This window comes from Corynebacterium evansiae (assembly GCF_027570065.1).
GTDB classification, from domain to species: domain Bacteria; phylum Actinomycetota; class Actinomycetes; order Mycobacteriales; family Mycobacteriaceae; genus Corynebacterium; species Corynebacterium evansiae.
On the sequence record NZ_JAKMUT010000003.1, the window covers coordinates 83,828 to 109,735 of the forward strand.

Below are 25,908 nucleotides of genomic sequence, written 5' to 3' on the forward strand. Positions count from 1 at the left end.
CTCCCTTCTGTTTCATTAATGGTCTTGGTGGTCACTGTGCTCACTTACCTTCCGCGCCTACTGGGTTTTGCGGGAGACAGTGATCTGAGACTTGGTGACCTCGTCGTCGCCAAGCGGGCGAGCTTCCGGCTCGTTGATGACGGGGGTGCCGTCGGTGGTCTGGAAGCCCTGCTTGAAGTCCTGGACTGCGCCAGCCAGCTCGGCCTTGGACTCGTCGCTGAACGGGGTGCCACCCTTGATCTGCTCGAACACGCCACCGTGGGAAGCGTGCAGGTTCTCCAGCAGCTCGGACTCGAAGCGGCGAACGTCCTCAACCGGAACGTCGTCGAACTCGCCCTCGCCTGCCAGGTAGATGGAAACCATCTGGTCCTCGACGGACTGCGGCTCGGTCTCCTTCTGCTTCAGCAGCTCGACCAGGCGCTTACCGCGCTCCAGCTGTGCCTTGGAAGCCGGGTCCAGGTCGGATGCGAAGGCAGCGAATGCCTCCAGGTCGCGGTATGCGGCCAGGTCCAGACGCAGGGAGCCGGACACCTTCTTCATGCCCTTGGTCTGTGCGGCACCACCAACACGGGAGACGGACACACCAACGTTGATAGCCGGTCGGACACCCTGGTTGAACAGATCGGACTCCAGGAATACCTGACCGTCGGTAATGGAAATAACGTTGGTCGGAATGAAGGCAGATACGTCGTTTGCCTTGGTCTCAATGATCGGCAGTGCCGTCAGGGAACCGCCGCCCAGCTCGTCGTTCAGCTTCGCTGCGCGCTCCAGCAGACGGGAGTGCAGGTAGAAGACGTCACCGGGGTAAGCCTCGCGGCCCGGCGGACGACGCAGCAGCAGGGAGATCGCACGGTAAGCCTCAGCCTGCTTGGTCAGATCATCGTAGATAACCAGGACGTGCTTGCCTTGGTACATCCAGTGCTGGCCCAGTGCGGCGCCGGTGAACGGTGCCAGCCACTTGAAGCCGGCGGAGTCGGATGCCGGTGCTGCCACGATGGTGGTGTACTCCAGCGCGCCGTGATCTTCCAGGGTCTTACGGATCGAAGCGATCGTGGAACCCTTCTGGCCAACCGCAACGTAGATGCAGCGAACCTGCTGCTTCGGGTCGCCGGTTGCCCAGTTGTCGCGCTGGTTCAGGATGGTATCGATGCAGACCGAGGTCTTACCGGTCTTGCGGTCGCCAATGATCAGCTGACGCTGACCACGGCCAATCGGGGTCATTGCGTCGATAGCCTTGATGCCGGTCTGCATCGGCTCCTCGACGGGCTGACGCATCAGAACGGAGGGCGCCTGGAGCTCGAGGGCACGTTCTTCCTCGGACTCGATGTCGCCCAGACCGTCGATGGCCTGACCCAGTGGGTTGATAACGCGGCCGAGGAACTTCTCCCCAACCGGAATGGACAGGACCTCGCCGGTCCTCTTGACCTCGTCGCCCTCCTTGAGGGTCTCGAAGTTACCCAGGATCACGACGCCGACGCTGTCGGTGTCGAGGTTCTGTGCGACGCCAATCACGCCGCCTGGGAACTCGAGTAGCTCGTTAGCCATCACAGAGGGCATGCCGCTTACCTGGGCAATACCGTCTGCAGCCGCCGTGACCACGCCGACCTCCTCACGGGAGGCCTCCGGGGAGTAGCTCGAGGTGTAGTTCGCAATCGCGCTACGGATCTCATCGGAGGAGATCGTCAGCTCCGCCATGTTCTTCCTGCTCTCGGTTTCGTCTTCCAGCATCTATTTTCTTGCTTGGTCTTTGTCGGTTCCTTGGGGCGCCTTTATATGACGCCCTAAGCGATCGACGCGCGGAGGCGCCGCAGGTTACCTGCAGTGCTGCCGTCGATAATCTCGTGTCCGACGCGGATCACGGCACCGCCGAGGAGGCTGGTATCAACCTCGGAGTGGACCGCAATCTTGCGACCGTAAATCTTTTCCAGCTTGTCCGACAGAGTCGACTTCTGCTGTTCACCCAGGGCAGCTGCGGCACGGACACGCGCTACGGTGCGTCCCTCCAGTGCAGCTACCTCGTCAACCAACGAGTCAAGTTCCTCGACTGGACGCTGGCGCAGACGGCCAATTGCCTGCAGCGCCAGTGCCTCGGTCGTGGAAGTGACCTTGCCATACAGGACCTTTGCCAGCAGGTCGCGGCGAGCATCCGGGGATGCGGCGCGGTCGGCCAGCTTCAGCTCCAGCTCCGGCTCACGTTCGATGATGCGAGCCAGCTGGAACAGTTCGTCTTCAACGCGGTCCTGCTGACCTTGAGCGTCGGCGGCGCGCAGCAGGGCCAGGCGGCCCAGCTTCACCAGTCCGTCGCGCAGGTCGCGAGTGTTGGACCACGACTGGGATACAGCAGCAGACACGATTTCTTCCGTCGAGGCAGATACCTTGCCGCCGAACAGGCTCTTGGCCAGTTCCACGCGGGTGTTGGCATCCCTCGCCGGGTCGATCAGCGCGACACGCAGGCCGCGGTCACTGTCGAGCAGCTCGACAACGTCGAACAGCTCGGTGCCGGTGGTTACACCGGTGCCCACTTTGTCGGAGGTCTCGTTAAGACCCTGATCCAGGGTCTGCTCGAGGCGCTCAATTGCCTCTCGGCTCGCTGCGTGCATACCGATCACTTCCCGGATGCGCCGACGTTGTCCAGTCCGGCGAGGAAGTTATCGATGGTGCCCGAGCGCTTCACGTCGTCCGACAGCTGCTCGCCCAACAGGCGCTCAGCCAAGTTGATGGAGTTTTCACCCATCTCCTTGCGCAGGTCGGTGACAACGGCGGAACGCTGTGCCTCGAGCTGCTTGTGGCCCGACTCGACGATACGGTTGGACTCTTCGGTTGCCTGAGCCTTCATGTCCGCGATGATCTTCTGCCCCTGAGAACGGGCGTCATCACGAATCTGCGCAGCCTCAGTGCGTGCCTCAGCAAGCTGAGCGTTGTACTTCTCCAAGGCAGCCTTAGCCTCTGCCTGAGCGGACTCGGCGCGCCGAATGCCGCCCTCGATCTGGTCCTCGCGCTGATTCAGCACTTCCTGGAACTTCGGAAGCACGAACTTCCAGAAGACAAACAGGATGACTGCAAAAGGAATGATGGACCAGACGATGTCGTACAGCGGAGGAAGCAGCGGGTTTACCGACTCCTCCATCGGCAGCTTCTCAGCTGCTAACAAAAAGGTGTTCGTCATAGTCTCCAGCTTTCGATTCTGGTGCGGTGGTTAGAAAGTGCTCTTAACGAGCGGCCAATCGCACTGAAATTAGAACAGGAAGCCGGCGACGAAGCCGATCAGAGCCAGTGCCTCGGCGAAAGCGATACCCAGGAACATGGTGGTGCGCAGCTGGCCGGCCATCTCGGGCTGGCGAGCCATTGCCTCAGCGGTCTTACCTGCAACGTTACCCACACCGATAGCGGAGCCGATAGCAGCCAGGCCGTAGCCGATGGTGCCGAAGCCCTGGAACTTGGTGGTGGTGTCCTGCGCGATGAGGAAGATGTCGTTCATTTGGTTTCCATTACCTTTCTGAGAACCAGCCGGTTGCAGCTTTTCGTTTGTCGTTGTCCGGCTTGGTCATTTGAGTACTTAAAAAGGGGCGAATTAGTGCTCGTCTGCGTGGAGGGACAGCTCGATGTACACGGCGGTCAGCAGGGAGAAGATGTATGCCTGCAGGAAGATCACCATGAGCTCGAACAGGGTGAAGGCGATCGCGAAGAGGATCGTGCCGCCAGCAGCCACAGTCCAACCGCTCATCTGCCAGAAGAAGAAGTTCGTGGCACTGAACAGCATGACGAGGATGATGTGTCCAGCCAACATATTCGCCATAAGACGAATCGTCAGCGTTACCGGACGGAGGACGAATGTGGAGAATGCCTCAATCGGCGCCACGATAAAGTGGAGCCAAGAAGGCAAACCAGGAATGATCAGCGAGGACTTGATGTACTTGCCGAAGCCATAGCGCTTCACACCCGCGTAAATGAATGCGATATACGCAACAACAGCCAGCACCAGTGGCAGACCCACTCGAGCGCTGGCTGAAATGTTCATGAACGGGATGATCGTCGACATGTTGACAGCAAGGACGGTGAAGAAGATAGCGGCGATGATCGGCAGGAACCGGCGCCCCTCCTTCTTGCCCAAGATATCCTCCGCGATGTGAATCCGAACGAAGTCCAAGAAGTACTCAGCAACGTTCTGTACGCCGCTCGGAATCAGCTTCGGCTTCCGCATTGCAAAGAAGAAGAATGCGGTAACCAGAAGAATCATCACAATACGGATGACCATGAGGCGGTCGAGCGCGAAGGCTCCACCAGCAAACTCACTGAACCACAGCTGGTTGCTATCCACTTGCCCCGGGAAGAATTCGTGTTCCAATGAAGGTACGTGAAACTCGCCCTTCATGGCCAAGGTTGTTACGCTCAGCGTTCTCTCCCGTGATTGGGCCGCAAGATTGCACAGAATCACTGCGGTGCGATGGAGGTCTCTTTTCGAAGAGTTAGGCCGACGCTGAGGGACTCCGTCGCACGTCCCTACATAATCAGCCGGTGCCGTATCTACTGTTCACACATACGTGTGCCAATAAATGGCCCGATAGAACAATATCAGCTTTATCTCGCGAATCGCTAAGTGAAACACGTTGCGGGTCCCCCCACTTGGTCGTGGTTTTCAACGTTTTTGGTTCCAGAATCATTTGTATGTGTTTAGGCCTACCTCCGCTCCCTCCCCGCTGCACTTACCCCAGCTCGCTACTGACAGTTGTCGCCTCTCCGCGTGAGGGCGTTATCTCTCTGCGCGCAAGCAGTGCCACCCGTAGCGCCACAACAAACAAAGAGCCCCGGCCTGCATTGGCTATGCAAACCGGGGCGTGGATTCGGGCACTAGCACTAGATGCCGTTAGCCTCGCTAGCTGATGTAAAGCTTCTGGGTGCGAGTAACTGCCAGCGTCTCGATGGCCAGTACGGCGACCATGCTCAAGATCACGGTTACGGCCAGCGCTGCGGTGTCGTAGAAAGTCTTGTCCTTCAGGAAGAACAGAATGCCCAGCAGCACCGCCGCCTTAACCAGCCAGCTGCCCAGGATCAAGCCCATCGTCATCGAGGGCGAAGTGTTGGAACTAAACAGCACGATCACTACCGTCAGCAGCATAAATCCGCCGCCGACCAGCCACCCAATACCTGCTCCCCACAGCCCCTCGGTGCCGCTGATAAGACCCCACACCAACAGGGAAAGCGCACCCAGCACCACCAGCGCCAGCGCTCCGGAACGCATGGCAGCCTTCAGCGGGCCGACGTGGTCGCTGGCTTGGGATACGTCGTTCAGCTCGGGCAGCTCTTTAGCGCCCGCAGCACCGTTGTTCTCAGTCGCCTCAGTCATGGCGATTAGCTTACCTGAGCCGTGTTCGACTTCCGATTCTCCCGCCACAGCGGCACCACCGTCGCCACGATGGCAACGATCACCAGCAAACTAAAGGAAATTGCCATCACGTGCAGAGGCAACACGGTCAGCCCCACCGCACCGAAGGCCACTACCCCAACCCAGGTGTACAAAACCAGAACCACGCGCTTCTGACTGTGGCCAATGTGCAGCAGTCGGTGGTGCAGGTGCTTCTTGTCTGGCGAGAACGGGCTCTTGCCCTGGGACACGCGGCGCACAACTGCCATCACCAGGTCCAGCAGCGGAATGGACAGGGCCGCCAGAACCACGATCATCGGCGAGAGCAGAGCCACCATATCCGCCGGCCCGTACAGCGCCGCGTTGATGCGCCCGGATGCCGACGTGCAGGCCGCGGACAGCAACAGGCCGATCAGCATCGCGCCGCTATCCCCCATGAAGATGCGCGCGGGCGAAAAGTTGTGAGGCAGGAAACCCATGCAGATTCCCACCAGCGCCGCAGAGATGATCGCCGGCGGGTAGGCCGCCACGGTGCCGCCCTGGTCATGCAGGATTGTCAGCGAGTAGATCAGGATCGTCCCGGCGGCGATCGCCCCCAACCCCGCGGCCAGACCATCCAAGCCGTCGACGAAGTTCATGGCGTTCACGATCGTGACGGTCAGCAGCGCCGTCAGGATCGTGGACTGGACCTGGTCCAGGATCAGCGTGGTCCCGTCCCCGAAAGGCAGGTAGAACAAGTACCAGCTCAAGCCCATCAGGCTCATCACCACGGCACCCACTACCTGCCCGCCGAGCTTCAGCACCCAGGAGATGTCGTAGAGGTCGTCCACCACCCCGACGACAACAATCACGAAGGCGGCCATCAGCACCGCCGTCATATCGGGTGTTACCGGCGGGAACCCGCGCGTCAACGCGGGCAGCTGGTTGGCCACCACTACGGCCACGACCAGCCCCGTAAACATCGCTACCCCGCCCAGCCGGGGCATCGGAACCTGGTGCACGTCGCGCTCGCGCGGGGCAGCCATCCGCCCGTAGCGCAAGATCACCGAGCGCACCACGCCCGTCACCAGATACGTCACCGCGCAGGCGACGAGCAGCACCAACACCAACTCGCGCAGGGGAATACCTGCGCCGATAGCCGGCTGGGCAAGGACTGTCATTAGACGTCTCCCCGCAGCTCCGCACTGCTCATTCCCAGAACCTCGGCCACGCGCTCGGTGGTGGCCGCGCCCTCGCGCAGGATGCGCGGGCGGCCGGAGGAAAGGTCAACGATGGTGGAGGCCACGCCGTGGTGCGCTTCCCCACCGTCGATGTAGGTCGTCACGTCCGCACCCAGCTGATCCTCGGCCATCTGCACATTCGTCGCCGGCGGCTGGCCGGAGATATTGGCGCTGGAAACGGCCATCGGGCCGGTGCGCTCCAAAAGCTCCAACGCTATGGGCTGGTTGGGCATGCGAAGCATCACGGTGCCGCGGGTATCCCCCAGGTTCCACGGCAGACTGGGCGCCTGGTGGACGACCATCGACAGGCCACCCGGCCAGAATGCCTCGACGAGCTTGCGCATGTTGTAGGTGTACTCGCGCACGAGCCCTTGGATGGTCGTCCAGCTGGGAACCAGCACGGGAACGGGCATGTCGGGGCCACGCCCCTTCGCACGCAGCAGGGCGGACACTGCCTCATTGTCGAAGGCATCGCAGCCGATGCCGTAGACCGTGTCGGTCGGCAACACGACCAGCCGTCCGCCCTTCACCGCATTCGCCGCGGCGTCTAGCGCGGCCTCGCGGTTCTGCGGATCGGTTGCGTCTACGGTTCTCGACATTGCGGCCCTTTCTTGCTCATTTATTACGTGCTCTACCTTAACCCCATCACCGGTACTACTGCGTTAGCAGGGCGGTGACGAAGCGCGGCCGGCCAGCCAGGTCGTGGTGTTGGGTGATCTCTCGCCAGCCGCGTTGCTGCATCATCGCCGCTACCTGCGCGCCGTTGGAGTCGTCGTGTTCTATTCCGACGCCACCACCTGCGCGCCCCAGCGCCTCAGCCCACTGCAGTACCCGTGGCATGAGCTCCAGCCCGTCGTCCCCGGAGAACACGGCTGCGTGCGGATCGGCTGCCACCTCGGGGGAAACCTCAGCGGATTCCGGCACGTACGGAGGGTTGCACACCACCACGTCCGCGGGCGCGAAAGCCTCGGAGAAAACGCCCGCCGTCGCTGGCAACTCCGCGGGATCGTCGACAGCCAGATCAGCCTGAACGAAAGTGGCTTTGGCCTGCGGAACAAGACGGGCATTCCTCTCGGCCAGCCGCAGTGCGTCACGAGATAGTTCGATTCCGGTCAGGGAGATGGGGGCGTCATAAAGAAAAGAAACCCCGAGCCCCAACGTGCCGGGTCCGCAGCAAAGATCGACCACGTGCGGCGCGGGGCGGCCATTGAGGAAGCGCGCGGCCCAGTCGGCGAGCAGCTCGGTTTCGGGGCGCGGGACGAAGCAGCCGGGCTCCACGAAGAGGTCCAGGCCGCAGAAGGGAGCGGAGCCGACGATGTGCTGCAGGGGTTCGCGCGCGGCGCGGCGGGCCACCCAGTCGGCATAGGCGCTGGGGGCGGGATCGTCGGCGCGCATAAAGAGAGTGCCGGGATCTACGGCGGCGCGGGGCGCGGCAAGAGCGGCGGTGTCAGCACCGGTTCCGGGAGCAGCAGGGCCAGTGCCGGGGTCGGCGAGCAGGTAACGCATCAGCAGGCGCGCGTCGACTGCAGCAGAATCGATGCCCGCCGCGCTCAACTGTGCGGTGGCCTCCCGGATCGCCTGGTTGATGTTCAACGTCCCACCGTTCTGCTGCTCTGCCACCGCCGAGGCGACGGAAAGACTAGTCTTCCGCCTCTAGGCGACGTGCGCGGTCGGCCTCCTTTAGCGCCGCGAGCAGCGCCTCCAGGTCGCCGTCCAGGACAGCATCCAGGTTGTTGGCCTTGTAGCCGATGCGGTGGTCGGAGACGCGGGACTCGGGGAAGTTGTAGGTGCGGATGCGCTCGGAACGATCCATGGTGCGGATCTGCGCTGCGCGACCCTCGGCTGCCTCTGCCTCGGCTTCTTCTTCCTTCATCTGCTGCAGGCGTGCAGCCAGAACCTGCATCGCGCGGGCGCGGTTCTGGATCTGGGAGCGCTCCTTCTGACAGGTCACCACGATGTTGGTCGGCAGGTGGGTAATGCGCACTGCGGAGTCCGTGGTATTCACGCCCTGGCCGCCCTTACCGGAGGAACGGTAGACGTCCACGCGGATGTCCTTGTCGTCGATGTGCACGTCCTCGACCTCGTCGGGCTCCGGGTACACCAGCACGCCCGCAGCGGAGGTCTGAATGCGGCCCTGCGACTCGGTGACGGGGATGCGCTGCACGCGGTGCACGCCACCTTCGAACTTAAACTCCGACCACGCGCCATCGCGGGAGGGCTGCTTGGAGCGAATGGACAGAGTCATATCCTTCACGCCGCCCAGGTCGGTCTCGTTCAGACCCAGGATCTCGGTGCTAAAGCCGTGGCGTTCAGCGTAGCGCTGGTACATGCGCGCCAGCTCGCCGGCGAACAACGCGGCTTCCTCGCCGCCGGCACCGGACTTGATCTCCATGACGATGTCGTCGCCGTCGTGCGGGTCGCGAGGAGCCAGCAGGTCGGTCAGCTGCTCCTCCAGCTCGCCGATCTCCTCTTCCAGGCGCTTGGCTTCCTCGGCGAATTCCTTGTCCTCGGATGCCATCTCCGACGCTGCCTCGTGGTCCTCGCGGGCCTGCTCGAGCTTCTGGTGCGTCTGGATAATCGGCTGCAGCTCGGAAAAGCGCTTGCCGACCTTGCGGGCGGCGGCCGGGTCGTTGTGCAGCTCGGGATCGCTCAGCTGCATTTCCAGGCCCTGGTACTCGGCCAGGATGTCGTCGATGACTGACGGTGATTGGCTCATGGTTTAATCCTCCTCGTCCTCGCCTGCCAGGGGCGCGGAGCTGGCAACCTGCAGCATGAACTCCCGGTTGGTCTTGGTCTTACGCAGCTGCTTGATCAGCAGGTCGATAGCCGCCTGCGAATCCAGGGCGGACAGGATGCGGCGCAGCTTGTGCATAATGCGCGCCTCCTCCGGGCTGAGCAGCAGCTCGTCCTTGCGCGTACCCGACGGGTTCACGTCCACAGCCGGGAACACACGGCGCTCGGAGATCTTGCGGTCCAGCTTCAACTCCGCGTTGCCGGTGCCCTTGAATTCCTCGAAGATCACCGTGTCGCCGGCCGAGCCGGTCTCCACCATCGCGGTGGCGATGATCGTCAGTGAGCCGCCGTTTTCGATATTGCGGGCAGCGCCCAAGAAGCGCTTCGGCGGGTACAGCGCGTTGGAATCCACACCACCGGACAGGATTCGGCCAGAGGCCGGCGAGGAGTTGTTGTACGCGCGCCCCAGACGGGTGATGGAATCCAGCAACAGAACAACGTCCTTGCCTTGCTCCACCAGACGCTTTGCACGCTCGACGGCCAGCTCGGCGACGTTGGTGTGCTCCCCCGGCGGGCGGTCGAACGTGGAGGCGATGACTTCGCCCTTGACGGAGCGCTGCATGTCCGTCACTTCCTCCGGGCGCTCATCCACCAGCACGACCATGAGGTAGCACTCGGGGTTGTTCGTGGAGATCGCGTTGGCAATGTCCTGCAGGATGGTCGTCTTACCGGCCTTCGGCGGGGAAACGATCAGCGCGCGCTGGCCCTTGCCGATGGGCATGATCAGATCGATCACACGGGTGGTCAGCGTCTTCGGGTCGGTCTCCAGGCGTAGGCGCTGGTTCGGGTACAGCGGGGTCAGCTTCGCAAAGTGCGGGCGCGCTGCCGCCTGCTCCGGGGTCAGGCCGTTAACGGTCTCTACCTGGTAGATCGGCGTGTACTTCTGGCGGTTCCGTCCGCGTCCGCCGCCGTTATTGTTGTTGTTCTTCGGGCGGATGGTGCCAACGATCGCGTCGCCGTGGCGCATGCCGTACTTCCGTACCGTGTTGATAGGCACGTACACGTCCGTCGGGCCCGCGTGGTAGCCGGTGGTGCGGATGAACGCGGTGTTCGCGTCCACGAAGTCGAGAATGCCCGCGACGGGTGTCAGCTCTTCCGGCTTCGGGTCGCGGTTGTTGTTACCGCCATTGTTACCACCGTTGCCGCCGCCGTTATTGCCATCACCGTTGTTGCCGCCGTTGTTGCGGTTGTTATCGCGGTTGCTGTCACGATTATTGTCGCGGCCACGGTTACGGCGGTTGCGGCGATTGCGACGGTTGCGACGGTTGCCGCGGTTATTGTCGTCTCGATTGTTATCGCCGCGCTCGTTATCGTGGCGGTTCTTCTCGCGATCTTCGTGGCGCTCTTCACCGCGGTTGCCACCGTTCTGCTCGGAGCTATCTGCGGTTTCTTCTTGGCGCTTTTCTTGGTGACGCCCCTCCCGCGCCTCCGCGACCGACTTTTCCGTCGGCTCCTTCGGCTCCTTCGGTGCAGTCTCTTCGGCAGGCTGCGGCTTCCGGGGCGCTCCACCGCCACTCGATGCACCGCCGGATTCGATAACGGCGATCAGCTCACCTTTGCGAAGACCAGAGGTGCCTTTCAGCCCCTGTGCCGCTGCAATCTGTCGCAGCTCCGGCAATTTCAACGAGGCGAGGCCATTGGCTTGGCCACGAGCCAAAATATCGGACAGGCTCACAAAAGTCCTTTCACGTCTGGCTTCTTCATCGACCCTTCAAAAAGCCTGCGAAGCCCCAGGGTTGGCCAGACATGCGTATTCGACAACAGTTTTTAATTTAACCCAAAGATTGCCGCCTTAACGTCCCACGATGCGACTGGCGGCGGGTGTAGCGCGGGGTGGCGTCGTAAAAAGAAAGAAAGAGAAAAAGAAACGAGCCTCACATCCGGCTTCCGTAGCTAACCATAGCACCTCCCACACCGCGAGTACCTAACGGCTAGGCTGAAATGCATGAAGTCGACGATGCAGGAGATCCCACTATCCGTAGCGAGGATCCTTGAATACGGGGCCAGCGTTCACCGAAACACCACGGTGACCACGTATTTTGACGAGACCGCGGAGCAAACCAGCTTCCTGCACATCGGCATCCGCGCAGCCGCTATGGCCAACATGCTGCGCGACGAATTCGGCATCGAACGCGGTGACCGCGTGGGCACTGTCCTGCCGAACTGCACCGAGCACCTGGAGGTACTGCTCTCCGTGGCGTCGATGGGCGCGGTGTTTAACCCCATCAACCGGCACCTCATGGACGCCCAGATCACACACATCATCAACAAAGCGGCGCCGAAAGTGCTGGTACTCGACCCGACCTGCAGCGAACAGATCGTCCCGCTACTAGCCGACTGCCCGTGTGTGGAGGCGGTGCTGGTGATCGGCCCGAACCTTGCGGACACCGAGGCGGTGCAACGGCTCGTCACAGCACAGGGTGAACAGGGCGAACAAGGCGAACAGGGCAAACCGGGCTTGAGCCACCTGCGCGTATTGAACCTGGAGGCCGCACTCGACGGGCGCAGTGCCGACTTCGATTGGCCGGACATGGAAGAAACCGACCCGGCGGCCATCTGCTTTTCCACCGGCACAGAAGGCCCACCGAAGGGCGTAGTCTACTCCCACCGTGCGCTGTGGCTGCACTCCATGCAGCTGCGCGCCGCCGATAGCTTCAGCATCCGCAACGGCACCAGCTTCCTGTGCTGTGTGCCGATCTATCACGTCCTCAGCTGGGGCGTGCCACTGGCCGCGTTTATGGCCGGCGCGCCGATCGTGTTCACCGGCCGCAGCGCCACCCCAGAACACCTGGCGCACGTGATCGCAGACGCCATGCCGCGCCAGGCCCACGGATCGCCAGCTGTGTGGACGGGTCTGCTGGTGCACTACGCCAAGAAGCACCCGAAGAAGATGAGCCTGCAGGAAATCTACGTCGGCGGCTCGCAGGTCTCCCCCGCCATGATCGATGCCTGGGAGGAGCGCTTCGGCGTGGACATCATCCACTCCTGGGGCATGACGGAGACCGGACCGGTGGGCACCGTCGCCCACCCACCCGCAGGCGTGGCCGGCGCTGCCCGCGCTAAGTACCGCGAAAGCCAAGGGCGCTTTCACGCGGGCATGCGCTACCGCATCGTCGACGACCACGACAATGTGCTGGAAGCCAACGACCGCAACGAAGGCGAGCTGCAGGTACGCGGCAACACGGTGACAGCCTCGTACTATAAGGACGACAGCCCGCGCTTTACCGAGGATGGCTGGCTGCGCACCGGCGACATCGCCACCGTAAACAAGGACGGCTACCTGACAATCCACGATCGCAAGGCCGACATCATCCGCTCGGGCGGCGAATGGATCTATTCTGCAGCGCTGGAGAACTACCTGCTGGAACCCACAGCGGTGATCGAGGCGGCGGTGATCGGCATTCCATCGGAGAAGTGGGGGCAGCGTCCGCTCGCGGTGGTAGTGGTTGCCGAAGGCACCCCCTGGACTGCGGAAACCGCGCAGGAGTTGGCCGACGATCTACGCAAGCGCGTGCCCGGCTGGATGGTGCCCGAGAACTGGACCTTCGTGGATCACATCGATAAGACCAGCGTGGATAAGTTCGACAAGAAGGACCTGCGCCAGTACTTCCGCGAGGGGAAGTTCGAGATCATCACGATCTAAGGGGCGCACCCGGGTGCCTGCTGAGGGGTAGGCTGGGGCGAACTGGACCGGGTAAGGGGGCACACCCCCTGGGTCGTCGGGGTAAATTCACCAGAATTTAACAGGAACGATTCCAACTATTGCGGGAAAAAGTAGAGTAGCGTTTTCCTGCATGACCGATGTAACTGTGCTGGCCCTCGGGCCGCAGTGGTTCGACCCGATGTATTTGCTTTCGGGCTCCGGACCTTTCGGCGCGGCGATCCTGCCCGCCATTTTTGCGATTATCTTCATCGAATCCGGGCTGTTCTTCCCTTTCCTGCCCGGCGACTCCCTGCTCTTCACCGCTGGTCTACTGGCCAGCCAGCCCGATGGCTTCGCACCCCTGTGGCAGGTATTGCTAATCACCCCGATCGCAGCGATCTTGGGCGACCAGGTGGGCTACTGGATTGGCCACCGCTTCCACCCCGCGCTGCGCAACCGGAAGGACGGGCGTTTCTTTAAGCAGGAGCATCTGCACCGTTCTGAGGTGTTCTTTGAGAAATACGGTGCGATTACGATCATCCTGTGCCGCTTCGTGCCCTTTGTACGCACCTATGCCCCGCTGGTGGCAGGGATGTCCGGCATGCGCTATCACACGTTCATTCTTTTCAACGTGCTTGGTGGTGTGCTGTGGGCCAGCGGCATCGTCTACCTGGGGTCGCTATTCGGCGGAGTGGAGTTCGTGCGCAACAATATCGACGCCATCTTCCTCGGAATTGTCGCCTTCTCGATTGTCCCGATGCTATTCGGGTTAATACAGAAAGCCCGGAGCGAGAGGAAGCAATCTCCCGCCCCGGCCACTATCGAAGAATAGTTTCCCAGGATTGGTTTCCGGCCTTATCCGGTGACGTCCACCTCGACCGGACCGGCGACATCCAGCTCCAGGACCTTCATCCCGCGGCCGCGGGCCTCTTCCACCAGTGCGTTGTCCACCGGCTCGGTGCTCAGCACCAGGATCGTCGGGCCCGCGCCCGAAAGGAACGCCGGGTAACCCAGGTTGCGCAGGCGGTTCACCCACTCGGCGGTCACCGGCAGAACCTCGGCCCGGTAGGTCTGGTGCATGCGGTCGCGGGTGCCCTCCCACAGCAGATCCGGATCGTCGCGCAGCGCGACGGTCATGACTGCCGTGCGGGATACGTTGAAGCGGGCATCCACGTGGCTAATGTCCGACGGCAGCACGCGACGGATCGCCTCCGTCGATGCGTGGAAGTCCGGGATGAACGCGGTGGCCTTGATGTCCGGGTGCACGTCGATGCGACGGGCGTGGTAGGCCGGTGCGGATACTCCGTCGATGGGCGTGTTCGTCCACGAGACCACGCCCGCGCCCAGCACGGAAGCGCCCGCGTTATCGGGGTGCCCCTCAAAGGTAGAGGCGATCTGCACCTGCGCCTGGTCGTCCAGCGTGAACCCTGCCAGGCCGTTGCCCGCGGCCACGCCTGCCGTCGCCGCGGCGGCCGAAGATCCCAGGCCACGGGACTGCGGGATGGAGTTCGTGCAGCTGACACGCAACCCCGGAACCGTCACGTCGGCTTCCTTCAGCGTTGCGCGCAGAGCACGCACCACCAGGTGGCGCTCGTCCAGCGGAACCTCGCCCTCGCCTTCACCGGTGACCTCGACCTCCAGGCCGGACTCAATGACCTCGGCAGTCACATAGTCGTACAGCCCCAGCGCCAGGCCGAGGGTATCGAAGCCAGGTCCCAGGTTCGCGGTCGATGCGGGAACCTTGACGGTGGCCTTGCGGCCAACGGGGATCTCGACGCCCATTACTTCAACCCCAGCTTGTCTGCAACGGCGTGCGGGTCCACGTCGGTGACGGTGGGCTCCGGCATCTGGGACAGGGCGGTCGTCGGATCCTTCAGGCCGTGGCCGGTGACGGTACACACGATGCGCTGTCCGGCGGTCAGTTCGCCGTTGGCGTGAGCGTCCAGCAGACCTGCAACGGAAGATGCAGAGGCCGGCTCGACGAAGATGCCCTCGCGGCCAGCGATGGTGCGGTAGGCCTCCAGAATCTGCTCGTCGGTCTGGGCGCGGAAGTCGCCACCCGACTCCTCCTTGGCTGCAACGGCCTGCTGCCAGGAAGCCGGGTTACCAATGCGGATCGCGGTGGCGATCGTCTCCGGCTCCAGCACAGGCTCGCCCTTGACCAGCGGGGCAGCTCCGGCTGCCTGCACGCCCTTCATCACGGGGCGCTGGGTGGAAACGCCGTCCTCCGCGTACTCGGAGTAGCCCTTCCAATACGCCGTGATGTTGCCCGCGTTGCCGACTGGCAGGAAGTGAAAATCGGGGGCGTCACCAAGACAATCCACGATCTCGAACGCGGCGGTCTTCTGCCCCTCGATGCGCATCGGGTTCACGGAGTTGACCAGGGCGATCTCCGGGAACTCGGTGGTGGTCTTGCGGACCAGCTCGAGGCAGTCGTCGAAGTTGCCGCGTACCTGGATGATCTGCGCGCCGTGCATTACTGCCTGCGCGAGCTTGCCCTGGGCGATCTTGCCTTCTGGGATCAGCACGGCGGACTTCAGACCGGCGCGGGCGGCGTAGGCCGCCGCGGAGGCTGAAGTGTTGCCGGTCGAGGCGCACATCAGGACCTTCTGGCCCTTGTGGTAAGCGTCCGTGACGGCCACGGTCATACCGCGATCCTTGAAGGAACCGGTGGGGTTGGCACCTTCGATCTTGAGGTAGACCTCGCAGCCGGTGAGTTTCGACAGGTAGTTCGCGCGCAGCAGCGGGGTGCCGCCCTCGTTGAGGGTCACCGGCTCCCAGTCCTTCGCGAACGGCATCCGATCGCGGTACATGTTGATCAGGCCGGTCCAGTGGTTCAGAACCTTGTTCGTCATAGCTTCCCTGTCGTTTCTTCCCAGTTGTCGGTCTTGGCTTAAAGCGCTCTTAGAGTTTAGCCTTCCATGCGGATGACGGAGTCAATCGCCTTGACAGCGTCGAGCTCCTTGAGCTTCGCCACGGTCTCTTCCAGGTTCTTTTCCTTCGCGCTGTGGGTGATGACGACGAGGCGCGCACCGTCGTTCAGCCCTTCTTGACGCACGGTCTTCAGCGACACACCCTGCTCAGAGAACACGGAGGCCACCTCGGCCAGCACGCCCAGGCGATCATCCACCTGCATATCCACGTGGTAGCGGGTACGAACATCACCAAAGTTGGCGATCGGCAGGGAGGCGTAGGTGGACTCCCCTGGCCCGCGGCCACCAAGCACGATGTTGCGGGCCACGGCCACGACGTCACCCAGGACGGCAGAGGCGGTTGGGCCGCCACCGGCACCGTTGCCGTAGAACATCAGGCGACCGGCGGACTCCGCCTCGACGAAGACTGCGTTGTAGGACTCAGAGACGCTGGACAGCGGGTGGCTGCTGGGGATCAGCGCCGGGTACACGCTTGCAGACACAGATTCCTTACCTTCCTCATCCACCAGACGCTCACAGATAGCCAGCAGCTTGATGGTGGAGTTTGCGGCCTTGGCCGCTTCGATGTCGGCGACGGTAATGTCGCGGATGCCTTCGGTGTGGACGTCCTCGCCGGACACGCGGGTGTGGAACGCCAGGGAGGCCAGGATGGCGGCCTTGCTGGCGGCGTCAAAGCCGTCGACGTCGGCGGACGGGTCGGCCTCCGCGTAACCCAACTCGGTGGCCTCTGCCAGCATCTCGTCGTAGCTGGCACCCCGGGTGTACATTGCGTCGAGAATGAAGTTAGTGGTGCCGTTGACAATGCCCATCACCTGGTTGACCTTGTCGCCGGCAAGGGAGCGGCGCAACGGTCCAACCACCGGGATGGCGGCGGCAACGGCCGCTTCGAAGAACAGGTCCACTCCGGACTCGTCGGCAGCGGCAGCCAGCTCGTCAGCGTGAGCGGCGATGAGAGCCTTGTTGGCGGTGACGACGGACTTGCCGGCACGCAGCGCCGCCAGCACGACCTCGCGCGGGTACTCGATGCCGCCGATGACCTCGATGACCAGGTCAATGTCGTCGCGGGCTACCAGAGACAGCGCGTCGTCGGTCAGCTTCTCCGGATCCACACCCGGGCGGGGCTTGGACAGGTTGCTGACGGCAATGCCTCGGACCTCCAGCGGGCCACCGATGCGAGCTGCGAATTCATCACTGCGCTCCTCCAGCAGCCGCAGCACTTCTGCACCAACGGTACCCATGCCCAGCAGAGCCACACCTACGGTCTGGCCGATTCCCTTGCCTGGCTTAAACTTCTGCTCGGTCATGTCGCTCCTTTGTCGCTCCTTTGTAAGGTCTCAAATGAGAGGAAAGTTGGTAATTTTTTCTTAGGTTATCGCACCAATCTACCGTGCGACTAGACAAAGCTGTCCATTACCCCTGTTTTGCCCTGTATCCAGGAGGTTACTCCTCCAAAGCCAGCACGTCGTCGATAGTTTCACGGCGAATCATCAACCGTGCCTCGCCGGCGGCCACTCGTACCACCGGGGGCCGGGTCATCATGTTGTACCGCGAGGCCATCGCATAGCAGTACGCGCCGGTAGCGCCGATCATCAACAGGTCCCCGGGACGAACATCCTCCGGCACCAGCGCGTCATTGACCAGCACGTCGCCCGACTCGCAGTGGGAGCCCACGATGCGGGTCGGCAGCAACTCTCCGTCGACCTCGCGATTGGCTACGCGGCAGTCGTATTCCGCCTGATAGAGAGCGGGACGAATGTTGTCGCTCATACCGCCGTCAACGGAGATATAGCGGCGGGTCATGCCCTCGGCCACCTCGACGTCCTTCACCGTGCCCACCCGGTAGAGGGTGATCATCGACGGTCCGGCAATCGCTCGGCCCGGCTCGACATTAAGCTTCGGCTCGGGCACGCCGGCCGCCTCTGCTGCCTTGCGCACCTTGCTCTTGAGTTCGGACGCCACCTCTTCCACGTCCAAAGCCTCCTGATCCGGCATGTAGGCGATACCGTAGCCGCCACCGAGATCGAGGGTATCCAGCGACGTGGGGGCGTCCGAAAGCGTCGCGGTGGAATCCAACAACTGCTTCCACAGGCCCAGTAGGCGCTCGGCGGCCAGGGCGAAGCCGGAGGCCTCGAACACCTGGGAGCCGACATGGCAGTGCAAGCCGCGCAGGCGAACGCCATCAGCGGCGTGGCACGCCATGGCCGCATGATGAGCCGCTCCGGAGGCCAGGGAGAATCCGAACTTCTGATCCTCGTGACTGGTGGCGATGAACTCGTGGGTATCGACGTGCACGCCAGGGGTCACACGCACCAGTACATCCTGGGACTTCCCCAGCTCGCCAGCGACAGTGGACAGCGTCTCGATCTCCTGCAGCGAGTCCACGACGATCAGCTCCGCACCCTCGGAAACTGCCAGGCGCAGAAACTCCGGGGACTTGTTGTTGCCGTGCACGGTGATGCGCTCGGCGGGGAATCCCGCGGCCAGGGCGACCTGCAGCTCGCCGAGGGAGGCAACGTCCAGGGATAGCCCCTCCTCCATCGCCCAGCGGGCGACAGTCTTCGACAGGAATGCCTTGGAAGCGTAGTGCACGAAGTGCCCGCCACCGAAAGCCTTCGCCAGGCGGCGGCAGCGGGTTCGGAAGTCTTCCTCGTCCATCACGAACGCCGGCGTGCCAAACGTCTCGGCGATCTCGGTGATCGGCACGCCACCAATTGTGACCTCACCCCGGTGCTCCCCTGCCGTCTCGCGGCGAAGGGTCAGCGGGTAGACGTGCGCGGGAATCGCGTTGAACTCCGCGGTGCTGGCCGTGCGACGGCGCAACGGCGTGGAGTTCAGGTGAGTCTCCGGATCCAAGGGAATCTCCTAGGTGAGTGAATTATCGGCAGGGGGCGGGAGGTGGTGGCGTCACAAAGAAAAACAACAACTACATACGCTCCGGGGCAGACACACCCAACAGCTCGAGCGCATTGGCCAGGGTCTGGCGGGACGCCGCGGCCAGGGACAGACGGGCGGCGAACAGGGCCTGGTTCTCAGCCACAGTCTGCTCGTCGTCGCTCGGCTTAGGCAGGATCTGGCAGGCATCGTAGAAACGGTGGAAAGTGCCGGCCAGAGACTCGGCGTAGCGGGCCACACGGTGCGGTTCGCGCAGCTCGGCGGCGGTCTTCACCACGGCTGGGAACTCGCCGAGGGTGCGGATCAGGTCGCCTTCGCGGTCGTGGGTCAGCAGGGAAAGGTCGGCGCCCTCGCGAGTAACGCCCAGGTCCGCGGCCTTGCGCGCCAGAGAGCACAGGCGGGCGTGCGCGTACTGGACGTAGAACACCGGGTTGTCGTTGGACTTCGAAGCCCACAGGTCCATGTCGATATCCAGAGAGGAGTCCACGGAGCTGCGGATCATGGCGTAGCGGGCAGCGTCCACGCCGATGGCCTCCACCAGGTCATCCAGGGTGATGACGGTGCCGGCGCGCTTCGACATGCGCACGGCCTTGCCGTCCTTGACCAGGTTCACCAGCTGACCGATGAGCACCTCCACCTGCTGCGGGTCGTAACCCATGGCGGCAGCCGCCGCACGCAGGCGAGCGATGTAGCCGTGGTGGTCGGCGCCCAGCATGTAAATACACAGGTTGTGGCCGCGATCGAACTTGTCGGCCACGTAGGCGATGTCGCCGGCGATATACGCTGCGTTGCCGTCGGACTTAATGACCACACGGTCCTTGTCGTCGCCGAAATTGGTGGAGCGCAGCCACCAGGCACCATCGGCCTCGTAGAGGTTGCCGTTGTCCTTGATCTTCTGGATCGCAGCTTCCACCGCACCGGATTCGAACAGGGAGTTCTCGTGGAAGTACACGTCGAACTCCGTGCCGAACTCCGCGAGGGTGCGCTTGATGTGAGCGAACATCAGCTCCACGCCCTGGGATCGGAACAGTTCCTGTGCCTCGTCCGCGCCGAGCTGCTGCCAATCCGGGTTGGCCTCCACGATCTGGGAGGCGATGTCCTGGATGTAATCGCCGCCGTAGCCGTCGTCCGGAGTGGGATCGCCCTTCGCGGCGGCCACCAGGGAGCGGGCAAAGCGGTCGATCTGCGCGCCGTGGTCGTTGAAGTAGTACTCGCGGGTGACCTTCGCGCCGCGGGCGGTGAGCACGCGCCCCAGGGAGTCACCCACGGCCGCCCAGCGGGTGCCGCCCAGGTGGATAGGACCAGTCGGGTTGGCGGAGACGAACTCCAAGTTGATGGCTGCGCCTGCGAACTCGTCGCCGTAGCCAAAGTCTGCGCCGGCGGCGAGGATGTCCTCGACGATCTTGCCCTGCGCAGCGGCGGCCAGGCGGATGTTAATGAAGCCCGGACCGGCGACGGTGGCTTCGTCGATGCCCTCGTGCGCGCCGAGGGATTCCGCCAGCCAGGTGCCGAATTCGCGGGGGTTCGTGCCGGCCTTCTTGGCCACCTGCATGGCGATGTTCGTTGCGTAGTCGCCGTGCTCCGGGTTGCGCGGTCGCTCCACCGTGGCGCTCTCCGGCACCACAGAGGAATCCAGACCGTGGGCATCCAGGGTCGTGCGGGCAGTTTCGGTAATCAGTTCAGACAATTCAGCAGGAGTCACAGCATTAAACACTAGCAGTGAGGCTGGACACCTCACGCAGTGGCGGAGGTGATTGAACTACTGCCCCGGTGCAGTGCTAGACTTTCAACCCGTATTGACGTGAACACAAAGTGAACCGCCGATACGCGCCTTCGTAGCTCAGGGGATAGAGCACTGGTTTCCGGTACCAGGGGTCGTGAGTTCGAATCTCGCCGAGGGCACTCTTTTCAAGCCAGGGGCACTCGGGGCGTTCTTATTCCTCCGATTTCCTCGGATCGAACTCTACCGAGTCGATGATCGCCTCGATCTCTTCCTCGGACAGGGTGAGCGCCAAGATCTCAACTCCAGCGGCTCCACCGCTTCCTGCGGAGACGAACACCCACGCGCCGTGCAGAGTCTTGCCGGACTTTTCGTTCGTCGTCCAGGTGGTCAGCTTAGCCTCGTCGGCGTTTTCGATATCCAGGTCGCGGGACTCGCCTAGTTCGAAGTCTCTTCCGTGGGTGGTTCGGAACTGGGCGTTCACTTCGAAGTACCCCATCGTGGCGGTTGCCGTAGGCCCTTGCCCCTGGTCAGAGCTCAGACGAATCACGTCCGTTGGCTCTTTATCGGCCTCTTTGTCCGCGTTAGACCAAGACGTGGTGAAACCATTCTCCGTTGGTTTGAAGTCCTCGGTCTCTTCCCAATCTGCTGGAACTTCGAGGGAGATTCGCCCTTCCTCAACCCGCTGCATTCCTTCGGTCACGGACTGTGCCGAGTTTTCGGCCTGATCCGAATCTTCGGAAGCAATGAGGCTGCACGACCCCAGTAGGGCGGCTGAGGTGATTACTGCAGCGATCTTTACTGCTAGCGAATGGGACTTTGAGCGAGGCTTTGAGTGAGACTTCATGGGAGCACTCCTAAGTGTTCTCTTCTGTGGCGATAATAACGTCGCTTTGGGGCACTCGCTGGGTATTCTTAAAGTAATTCTTATTGCCCTCAAAGGCCTCAAAGGACTCAGAGGCTAAGTCCCCGGCGCCTACTCCGGGCGGTTCGCAGCAGCAGACGAACACCACCGGCGAGGTGGTCATTGGCCACACTGAGGCGCCGGGGCAGGCGAACCCATCCGTCATGAATAAGACGATCGCCTCTTGCGGGGATCCCTCGATGCACGAGACCGGCACAACTTTCTTTACCGACGGAACGTCAGGGTGGACGTCGACGTGTGCCAACAAGATGATGGCCGCCCGCCCGGCCGAGCCTGCACCCGCGCCGGATGATTCTTACTACGAGGGATACCTCGACGGTTATGACGACGCGCAGTATGACTACTACGACTACTACGACGAGTACAGCGACTACTAGGAACTAGCTCCAGCTTTCTTTAAGCTGTCGATGCTCTGGAAGTCCACGCCCGGGATCCGGGAAAACCTATCCTTGTCGCAGGTCAGCACAATGATCTGATTATCCCGCCCCAAGGCGCCAAGCACCTTGTTCATGCTCTTGGCTCGGTCGGTATCGCTGAATCCCAGCACGTCGTCCAGGAATATCGGCACCCCGCTGCCGTCATGGCCCACCAGGCGGGCGATGGCGAGCAGCTGCAGAATCTCCACCTGCTCCTGGGCGCCGCCGGAGAGCTGCTCCTTTTCCAGCCGCACGCTGCCGATAGCGCGGCTCGAAACCTGGAACTTCTCATCGACGTCCAGATCAACATCGCTGCCAAAGACAATCCCGGAGAGCTTGTTCAGGGCCTTGCGATACGGCTCGGAGTACTTTTCCTGCATCCGCTTCCGCGATTCCTGAACCACTTGATGCAGTAGCTCCGCGGCATCCGCCTGCCTGCGCAGCCTAGCGACCACGCCCTCAAGGCGCACTACTTCCGCCTCTGCCTGTTCCCTGGTTTCTGCGGAACCGCGAGCCTGCCCGAGCTTGGCGTTCAGGGCGGCAATATCCACGCGGCATTCCTGCACCTGCTGGTTCAGCATGTTGACCCGGCTCCGGGCGCCCTCGAGGCTCGCCTGCACGTCCTCCACGTCGCCGAGCTCGCCTACTTCCCGGCGCTTGGAATCTAGCTTTTCGCGAGCCACATCCACGGCCTGGACAGCCTGGGTGTGCTTCGCATTTAGGTCTTCGTCCGAATAGCGCTCACGGGCTGCTTCCAGATCCTTCGCCGCCGCATCCAGCTGTTGGTGCAGATTATCCGCCTTCGCCTCGTGCTGGATCTTCCGCTCAATTGCGTCGCTGTTCTGTAGGGAAAGCAGCTTTTCGTTGGCCTCGTCACGGGCTCGGGTGGCTGCCTCCAGCGCAGTCGCTGCTTCTGCTTCATCAATGCTCTCATCAATGTTCTCGCCAGCCTCCGCGTTGGCGTCACTTCGCAGGGCGCTACAGGTTTCCCGAAGCCTTTCCACCTCGGCGGTGAGGCTTTCCACCTGACCGTTCAGGTCGGAAAGTGTTCGCTTGCCGAGGATGGCCTTGAGGCTCGCACGCTGATCGCGCAGGGTTTCCTCGTCCTCGTTCCGCGCCCGAACGGCACGCCCAAACTCTTCAAGGACTTCCGCGCGCGGATCCTCGAGCGCAATATGCTCGCGCCCGACCGCCGATAGTTCCGCATTGACTTTCTGCAGCGCCTCGTCGACGTTCAGGTCGAGGTTGCTGGAATCCTGCGCCGGGGTGACGCGCACCTCGTATTCACCCAGGCCAACGGTCCATTCGGTGGTGACCTTCTTTTCCAGGCCGCTCTCCCCCAGGGCGGCCTCCACTCCGTTGTCCACGATGGTGCTGTCGGCCGGCCCTGCGATATGCACGGAGGTCGCGCCCGCATCGCGGATCTTTATCTGCGCGTCCAGGTCCGTCATCGCCTCACGGATCCTCTGTTCCGCCTGCGGCGTGGCCGGGTTGCGATCCACCTTTTGAGCCAGCTCCGCTACCTTCGCATCCAGCTTCACCGCGCTATCCCGCTCCTCCGTCGCGGACTCCAGCCGCCCCTGGATGTCCGCCGTGTTCTTTAGCGCGGTGGCCAGCTTGGCACGCTTATCCGCACGCACGTACGCGGCGTGGGCACTATCGAAGGCTCTCTTCGCCTCGTCGCGCTCGGCCTGTTGTTCCTCTGCCCTTTTCTGGACGCCACGTAGCTCCTCCGTCGCAGTTTTGAGCGACTGTTCTAGCTCCCCCTGCGCTAGCTTCTGCTTCTCCCGCGCCTCGGATGCCTCTTGCCATCGCCCGACCTGGTCCTGTTTCAGTTCCAGCTCGTTTTCCAAGGCGCTTAAGGCCTCCGCGATCTTCTTCGCAGCCTCTAACCGCTCGGCGCATTCGTCGAACTCTTTCTGCGCATCCGGTAGATCGTCTTCGGCATCGGCGCGCTGAATCTGTTTGGATTCGATTTCGCGGATCGCTGCCTGCGCATTGTTGTACTCAAGCTTGGCGGTCGCTAGGGCTTCCTGCGCACTCGCCAAATCTGCCTCGGCGGCGGCCAGCTCTCCCTTGGAATTTCTGTTGGCTCGGCGGTCCCGCAGCTTCTTGTCTTCGTCGTCGATCAGGCGGACTAGCAGCTCCGCGGCACCCTGGTCATTTTCGCTGATACCACTGGCGGCGCTCACTGTGGCGTCATCACCGGCGGTGCGCAGGGCCGAGGACAGGGAGGGGATGGCCGTGAAGTCGAGTGCGTCCAGGCGCTGCCCCTGGCTGACGAAGAGTGCCTCGCGCAGGGCGGAGTCGATGCTCTCGTTCAGCAGCTCACTGAACTTCTCCATTGCCTGGTCGCCGGTGTAGTTGCGCACGGAGGGGCGCAGCACATCTAGGAGCACCTTCTTTTTCTCGAAGTCCTTGGTGTACTCCACCAGGTTCTCGCCCAACTGCATACGGGCGGTGATCTTTGGCTTGGTGCCGCTGCCCACGGGGAAAAAGCCACTGACTTTCTTGGAGGTCGTCGAGACTTTCCAATCCGAAAGCAGCAGGCCAAAGGCGTTCATCAAACTAGATTTTCCGGCCTCGTTGCTGCCGTGAACGACGGTCACACCCGTGGCGCTTGGGGCAAAGTGCGCGGACTCAATGCCCGCGAAATTCTGCACGTCCAGGCTCTCCAGCACGAAGCTGGCTTTTGGCGATGCCTTGGTAGAAGATGTCATTTCCTTGCCGTCCCTCTCCCCTAGTTAGCCTTCTCCGCCTGGTGTGCCAAGCGCACGAGCAGTCGCAGCGCATCCTGCGCCTGCTGTGCCCGCTCTACCCGTTGCGGATCCTTGCTATCGGAATTCGCCAGCTGCTGCAGTTCTTCCACCGCCTCGCCGACAAAACCTTGACTGAGCAGCCCCTCGGAAAGCTCGTCCTCGTCGGGAATAACATGCAGCTTCATTAGCCGCTCGCGCGCGTATAAAGCAGCGAAGGTCGGCGCGATCTTCGTGATCCGCTCGTCCAGGTAAGCGGCATCGTGGACGGACAGCGTTCCCTCCAGCGCGTACTTCACCACGGTGGTGCGCTTTGCGTCGATTCCCTCTAGCCGCTCCAGGAACTCGTCGATATCCGCCGCCGAGTTCACCGTCGCGTTCAGCGCCTTGAATGCCCAGCGCCCGACCGGAACCTCCTCTACCTGAACGTCCGCCTGTTGTGCTGGTCGCGCCGGATCCACCGCGATGTCCACCATCAGCACGTTTCCGGAGTTCGCTTCGCCACCCCCGTCTGGTTCAACGAAGGCCGTGACCTCCTGTGCGCCTGAGTACCACACCCGCGCCCGTGATGCGTCCGCGTCCAGCGGCATTGTCGAGTGCGTGTCACCCAGCGCCACGTAGTCCACCTTCCGCTCGCGGCACGCCCGGGCTGCGTTGTCTACGTCGATGCGGTCTAGATCATCCTTGTCGCCGAAGGAGCCTACTGCCCCGTGCCCCACCAGCACGCGCACACCCGCTCCCTGCACCGGCTCCAAATCTCTCAGCGCGGCTGCCACCAGGTCCTCGTCCGCGTTCTTCCCCCGCAGCGGGGCACCCACAATCTCGAGAGGAACACCAGCCGCGCCCGCGCCACCGGAGTTCGGCACCGCCACTGGAGCCGAATCCCTAAGCACATAAACATTCGCCAGTTCGGTGAACTCCTCCCGGTGGTACACGCTGGCCGCGTCCAGCGGATCATGGTTTCCAGGCAGAAGGAACACCGGCACTTTTGTGCGCTTTAGCACGTCCATCGCACGCCCGTAAATCTCTGGTTTCAGCAGGTTATCGTCGAAGACATCGCCTGCCACCACGATGGCATCACACTGCCTTTCCTCCGCGAGGTCCAACAGCGCCTCGACCGCCGTCAACCGCGATTCATCAAAACGCGACTGCGCCTCGCTGCTCAAGAAGCGGCGCTTCATCCCCAATTGCCAATCCGACGTGTGCAAGATCCGCACCCGGTGCGCCGATGTTGTTGCCATAGGTTGT

Annotated in this window: 22 protein-coding genes and 1 tRNA gene; 4 read left to right on the forward strand and 19 right to left on the reverse strand. The window is 62.6% G+C overall.

The window, feature by feature from the left end:
- Nucleotides 1-57: 57 nt before the first annotated feature.
- From atpA to rho, 11 genes are all read right to left on the reverse strand, one after another.
- Complete coding sequence (gene atpA, locus L8V00_RS03975) at nucleotides 58-1,695, reverse strand: F0F1 ATP synthase subunit alpha (protein ID WP_034985862.1); 1,638 nt, start codon at nucleotides 1,693-1,695, stop codon at nucleotides 58-60.
- Nucleotides 1,696-1,781: 86 nt separating this feature from the next.
- A complete protein-coding gene (locus tag L8V00_RS03980; RefSeq protein ID WP_034985591.1) occupies nucleotides 1,782-2,600 on the reverse strand; it encodes a F0F1 ATP synthase subunit delta in 819 nt (272 codons plus the stop codon).
- 5 nt (nucleotides 2,601-2,605) lie between these two features.
- On the reverse strand, nucleotides 2,606-3,166 hold the full coding sequence (locus tag L8V00_RS03985; RefSeq protein ID WP_034985593.1) for a F0F1 ATP synthase subunit B: 561 nt from the start codon (nucleotides 3,164-3,166) through the stop codon (nucleotides 2,606-2,608).
- Between the two features lie 69 nt (nucleotides 3,167-3,235).
- A complete protein-coding gene (locus L8V00_RS03990) occupies nucleotides 3,236-3,478 on the reverse strand; it encodes an ATP synthase F0 subunit C (protein ID WP_005292984.1) in 243 nt (80 codons plus the stop codon).
- 93 nt (nucleotides 3,479-3,571) lie between these two features.
- Nucleotides 3,572-4,372, reverse strand: coding sequence for a F0F1 ATP synthase subunit A (gene atpB / locus L8V00_RS03995; RefSeq protein ID WP_070488303.1), 801 nt, complete (start codon nucleotides 4,370-4,372; stop codon nucleotides 3,572-3,574).
- Nucleotides 4,373-4,873: 501 nt separating this feature from the next.
- Nucleotides 4,874-5,344: a Cg1360 family ATP-synthase-associated protein gene (locus L8V00_RS04000; protein WP_049049868.1), complete on the reverse strand. Its 471-nt coding sequence runs from the start codon at nucleotides 5,342-5,344 to the stop codon at nucleotides 4,874-4,876.
- Nucleotides 5,345-5,349: 5 nt separating this feature from the next.
- Nucleotides 5,350-6,522, reverse strand: coding sequence for an MraY family glycosyltransferase (locus L8V00_RS04005; RefSeq protein WP_269944278.1), 1,173 nt, complete (start codon nucleotides 6,520-6,522; stop codon nucleotides 5,350-5,352).
- The gene (locus L8V00_RS04010; RefSeq protein ID WP_034985601.1) at nucleotides 6,522-7,181 is read right to left on the reverse strand and encodes an L-threonylcarbamoyladenylate synthase; all 660 of its coding nucleotides are present in this window, start codon (nucleotides 7,179-7,181) and stop codon (nucleotides 6,522-6,524) included. Before L8V00_RS04010 ends, L8V00_RS04005 begins: the two co-directional genes overlap by 1 nt.
- 55 nt (nucleotides 7,182-7,236) lie before the next feature.
- Complete coding sequence (locus L8V00_RS04015; protein WP_269944279.1) at nucleotides 7,237-8,202, reverse strand: N5-glutamine methyltransferase family protein; 966 nt, start codon at nucleotides 8,200-8,202, stop codon at nucleotides 7,237-7,239.
- A gap of 19 nt (nucleotides 8,203-8,221) precedes the next feature.
- Nucleotides 8,222-9,298 (reverse strand): peptide chain release factor 1, encoded by a 1,077-nt coding sequence (gene prfA / locus L8V00_RS04020; protein WP_034985602.1) that lies wholly within the window; start codon nucleotides 9,296-9,298, stop codon nucleotides 8,222-8,224.
- Between the two features lie 3 nt (nucleotides 9,299-9,301).
- Nucleotides 9,302-11,050 carry a transcription termination factor Rho gene (gene rho, locus L8V00_RS04025; RefSeq protein ID WP_269944280.1) on the reverse strand — a complete coding sequence of 583 codons (1,749 nt, stop codon included), beginning with the start codon at nucleotides 11,048-11,050 and terminating at the stop codon, nucleotides 9,302-9,304.
- Nucleotides 11,051-11,320: 270 nt separating this feature from the next.
- On the opposite strand from rho, the gene L8V00_RS04030 reads away from it, so the two are divergent.
- Together L8V00_RS04030 and L8V00_RS04035 are read left to right on the forward strand one after the other, a co-directional pair.
- Nucleotides 11,321-13,018: a long-chain fatty-acid--CoA ligase gene (locus tag L8V00_RS04030; protein ID WP_035003550.1), complete on the forward strand. Its 1,698-nt coding sequence runs from the start codon at nucleotides 11,321-11,323 to the stop codon at nucleotides 13,016-13,018.
- A 151-nt stretch (nucleotides 13,019-13,169) separates the two neighbouring features.
- Entirely contained in the window at nucleotides 13,170-13,850 is a 681-nt protein-coding gene (locus L8V00_RS04035; RefSeq protein ID WP_269944281.1) for a DedA family protein, read from the forward strand.
- 23 nt (nucleotides 13,851-13,873) lie between these two features.
- Here L8V00_RS04035 and thrB read toward each other — a convergent pair whose 3' ends face one another.
- The 5 genes from thrB to argS all read right to left on the reverse strand — a co-directional run bounded on the left by thrB (nucleotide 13,874) and on the right by argS (nucleotide 20,545).
- Nucleotides 13,874-14,800, reverse strand: coding sequence for a homoserine kinase (thrB, locus tag L8V00_RS04040; RefSeq protein WP_269944282.1), 927 nt, complete (start codon nucleotides 14,798-14,800; stop codon nucleotides 13,874-13,876).
- Complete coding sequence (gene thrC, locus L8V00_RS04045; RefSeq protein ID WP_049049872.1) at nucleotides 14,800-15,873, reverse strand: threonine synthase; 1,074 nt, start codon at nucleotides 15,871-15,873, stop codon at nucleotides 14,800-14,802. The genes thrB and thrC overlap by 1 nt, the downstream gene beginning before the upstream one ends.
- A 56-nt stretch (nucleotides 15,874-15,929) precedes the next feature.
- The gene (locus L8V00_RS04050) at nucleotides 15,930-17,255 is read right to left on the reverse strand and encodes a homoserine dehydrogenase (protein ID WP_034985613.1); all 1,326 of its coding nucleotides are present in this window, start codon (nucleotides 17,253-17,255) and stop codon (nucleotides 15,930-15,932) included.
- A 136-nt stretch (nucleotides 17,256-17,391) separates the two neighbouring features.
- Nucleotides 17,392-18,804 (reverse strand): diaminopimelate decarboxylase, encoded by a 1,413-nt coding sequence (gene lysA, locus L8V00_RS04055; RefSeq protein ID WP_420840025.1) that lies wholly within the window; start codon nucleotides 18,802-18,804, stop codon nucleotides 17,392-17,394.
- Between the two features lie 70 nt (nucleotides 18,805-18,874).
- Nucleotides 18,875-20,545, reverse strand: a complete 1,671-nt coding sequence (gene argS, locus L8V00_RS04060) for an arginine--tRNA ligase (RefSeq protein WP_269944283.1) — start codon at nucleotides 20,543-20,545, stop codon at nucleotides 18,875-18,877.
- A gap of 127 nt (nucleotides 20,546-20,672) precedes the next feature.
- Between argS and L8V00_RS04065 the strand changes: the two genes are divergently transcribed.
- Nucleotides 20,673-20,745, forward strand: a tRNA-Arg gene (locus L8V00_RS04065).
- 32 nt (nucleotides 20,746-20,777) lie between these two features.
- Here the strand turns inward: L8V00_RS04065 and L8V00_RS04070 are convergent.
- Nucleotides 20,778-21,410, reverse strand: a complete 633-nt coding sequence (locus L8V00_RS04070; protein WP_034985619.1) for a hypothetical protein — start codon at nucleotides 21,408-21,410, stop codon at nucleotides 20,778-20,780.
- Nucleotides 21,411-21,493: 83 nt separating this feature from the next.
- Between L8V00_RS04070 and L8V00_RS04075 the strand changes: the two genes are divergently transcribed.
- Entirely contained in the window at nucleotides 21,494-21,865 is a 372-nt protein-coding gene (locus tag L8V00_RS04075; RefSeq protein ID WP_246816876.1) for a hypothetical protein, read from the forward strand.
- On the opposite strand, the gene L8V00_RS04080 is transcribed toward L8V00_RS04075, so the two are convergent.
- Nucleotides 21,862-24,624 (reverse strand): AAA family ATPase, encoded by a 2,763-nt coding sequence (locus L8V00_RS04080; protein WP_269944284.1) that lies wholly within the window; start codon nucleotides 24,622-24,624, stop codon nucleotides 21,862-21,864. The genes L8V00_RS04075 and L8V00_RS04080 overlap by 4 nt on opposite strands.
- 20 nt (nucleotides 24,625-24,644) lie before the next feature.
- A complete protein-coding gene (locus L8V00_RS04085) occupies nucleotides 24,645-25,901 on the reverse strand; it encodes a metallophosphoesterase family protein (protein WP_051876238.1) in 1,257 nt (418 codons plus the stop codon).
- Between the last annotated feature and the right edge of the window lie 7 nt (nucleotides 25,902-25,908).

Excerpts from the sequence above, each read along its gene's own strand:
- L8V00_RS04000 (WP_049049868.1), bottom strand. The coding sequence starts at position 5,344 with ATGACTGAGGCGACTGAGAACAACGGTGCTGCGGGCGCTAAAGAGCTG.
- L8V00_RS04035 (WP_269944281.1), top strand. The coding sequence starts at position 13,170 with ATGACCGATGTAACTGTGCTGGCCCTCGGGCCGCAGTGGTTCGACCCG.
- L8V00_RS03980 (WP_034985591.1), bottom strand. The coding sequence starts at position 2,600 with ATGCACGCAGCGAGCCGAGAGGCAATTGAGCGCCTCGAGCAGACCCTG.
- L8V00_RS03990 (WP_005292984.1), bottom strand. The coding sequence starts at position 3,478 with ATGAACGACATCTTCCTCATCGCGCAGGACACCACCACCAAGTTCCAG.
- L8V00_RS04010 (WP_034985601.1), bottom strand. The coding sequence starts at position 7,181 with ATGTCGAGAACCGTAGACGCAACCGATCCGCAGAACCGCGAGGCCGCG.
- L8V00_RS04080 (WP_269944284.1), bottom strand. The coding sequence starts at position 24,624 with ATGACATCTTCTACCAAGGCATCGCCAAAAGCCAGCTTCGTGCTGGAG.
- L8V00_RS03985 (WP_034985593.1), bottom strand. The coding sequence starts at position 3,166 with ATGACGAACACCTTTTTGTTAGCAGCTGAGAAGCTGCCGATGGAGGAG.
- thrB (WP_269944282.1), bottom strand. The coding sequence starts at position 14,800 with ATGGGCGTCGAGATCCCCGTTGGCCGCAAGGCCACCGTCAAGGTTCCC.
- atpA (WP_034985862.1), bottom strand. The coding sequence starts at position 1,695 with ATGGCGGAGCTGACGATCTCCTCCGATGAGATCCGTAGCGCGATTGCG.
- L8V00_RS04005 (WP_269944278.1), bottom strand. The coding sequence starts at position 6,522 with ATGACAGTCCTTGCCCAGCCGGCTATCGGCGCAGGTATTCCCCTGCGC.
- thrC (WP_049049872.1), bottom strand. The coding sequence starts at position 15,873 with ATGACGAACAAGGTTCTGAACCACTGGACCGGCCTGATCAACATGTAC.
- L8V00_RS04070 (WP_034985619.1), bottom strand. The coding sequence starts at position 21,410 with ATGAAGTCTCACTCAAAGCCTCGCTCAAAGTCCCATTCGCTAGCAGTA.
- L8V00_RS04085 (WP_051876238.1), bottom strand. The coding sequence starts at position 25,901 with ATGGCAACAACATCGGCGCACCGGGTGCGGATCTTGCACACGTCGGAT.
- prfA (WP_034985602.1), bottom strand. The coding sequence starts at position 9,298 with ATGAGCCAATCACCGTCAGTCATCGACGACATCCTGGCCGAGTACCAG.
- atpB (WP_070488303.1), bottom strand. The coding sequence starts at position 4,372 with ATGAAGGGCGAGTTTCACGTACCTTCATTGGAACACGAATTCTTCCCG.
- L8V00_RS04030 (WP_035003550.1), top strand. The coding sequence starts at position 11,321 with ATGAAGTCGACGATGCAGGAGATCCCACTATCCGTAGCGAGGATCCTT.
- L8V00_RS04050 (WP_034985613.1), bottom strand. The coding sequence starts at position 17,255 with ATGACCGAGCAGAAGTTTAAGCCAGGCAAGGGAATCGGCCAGACCGTA.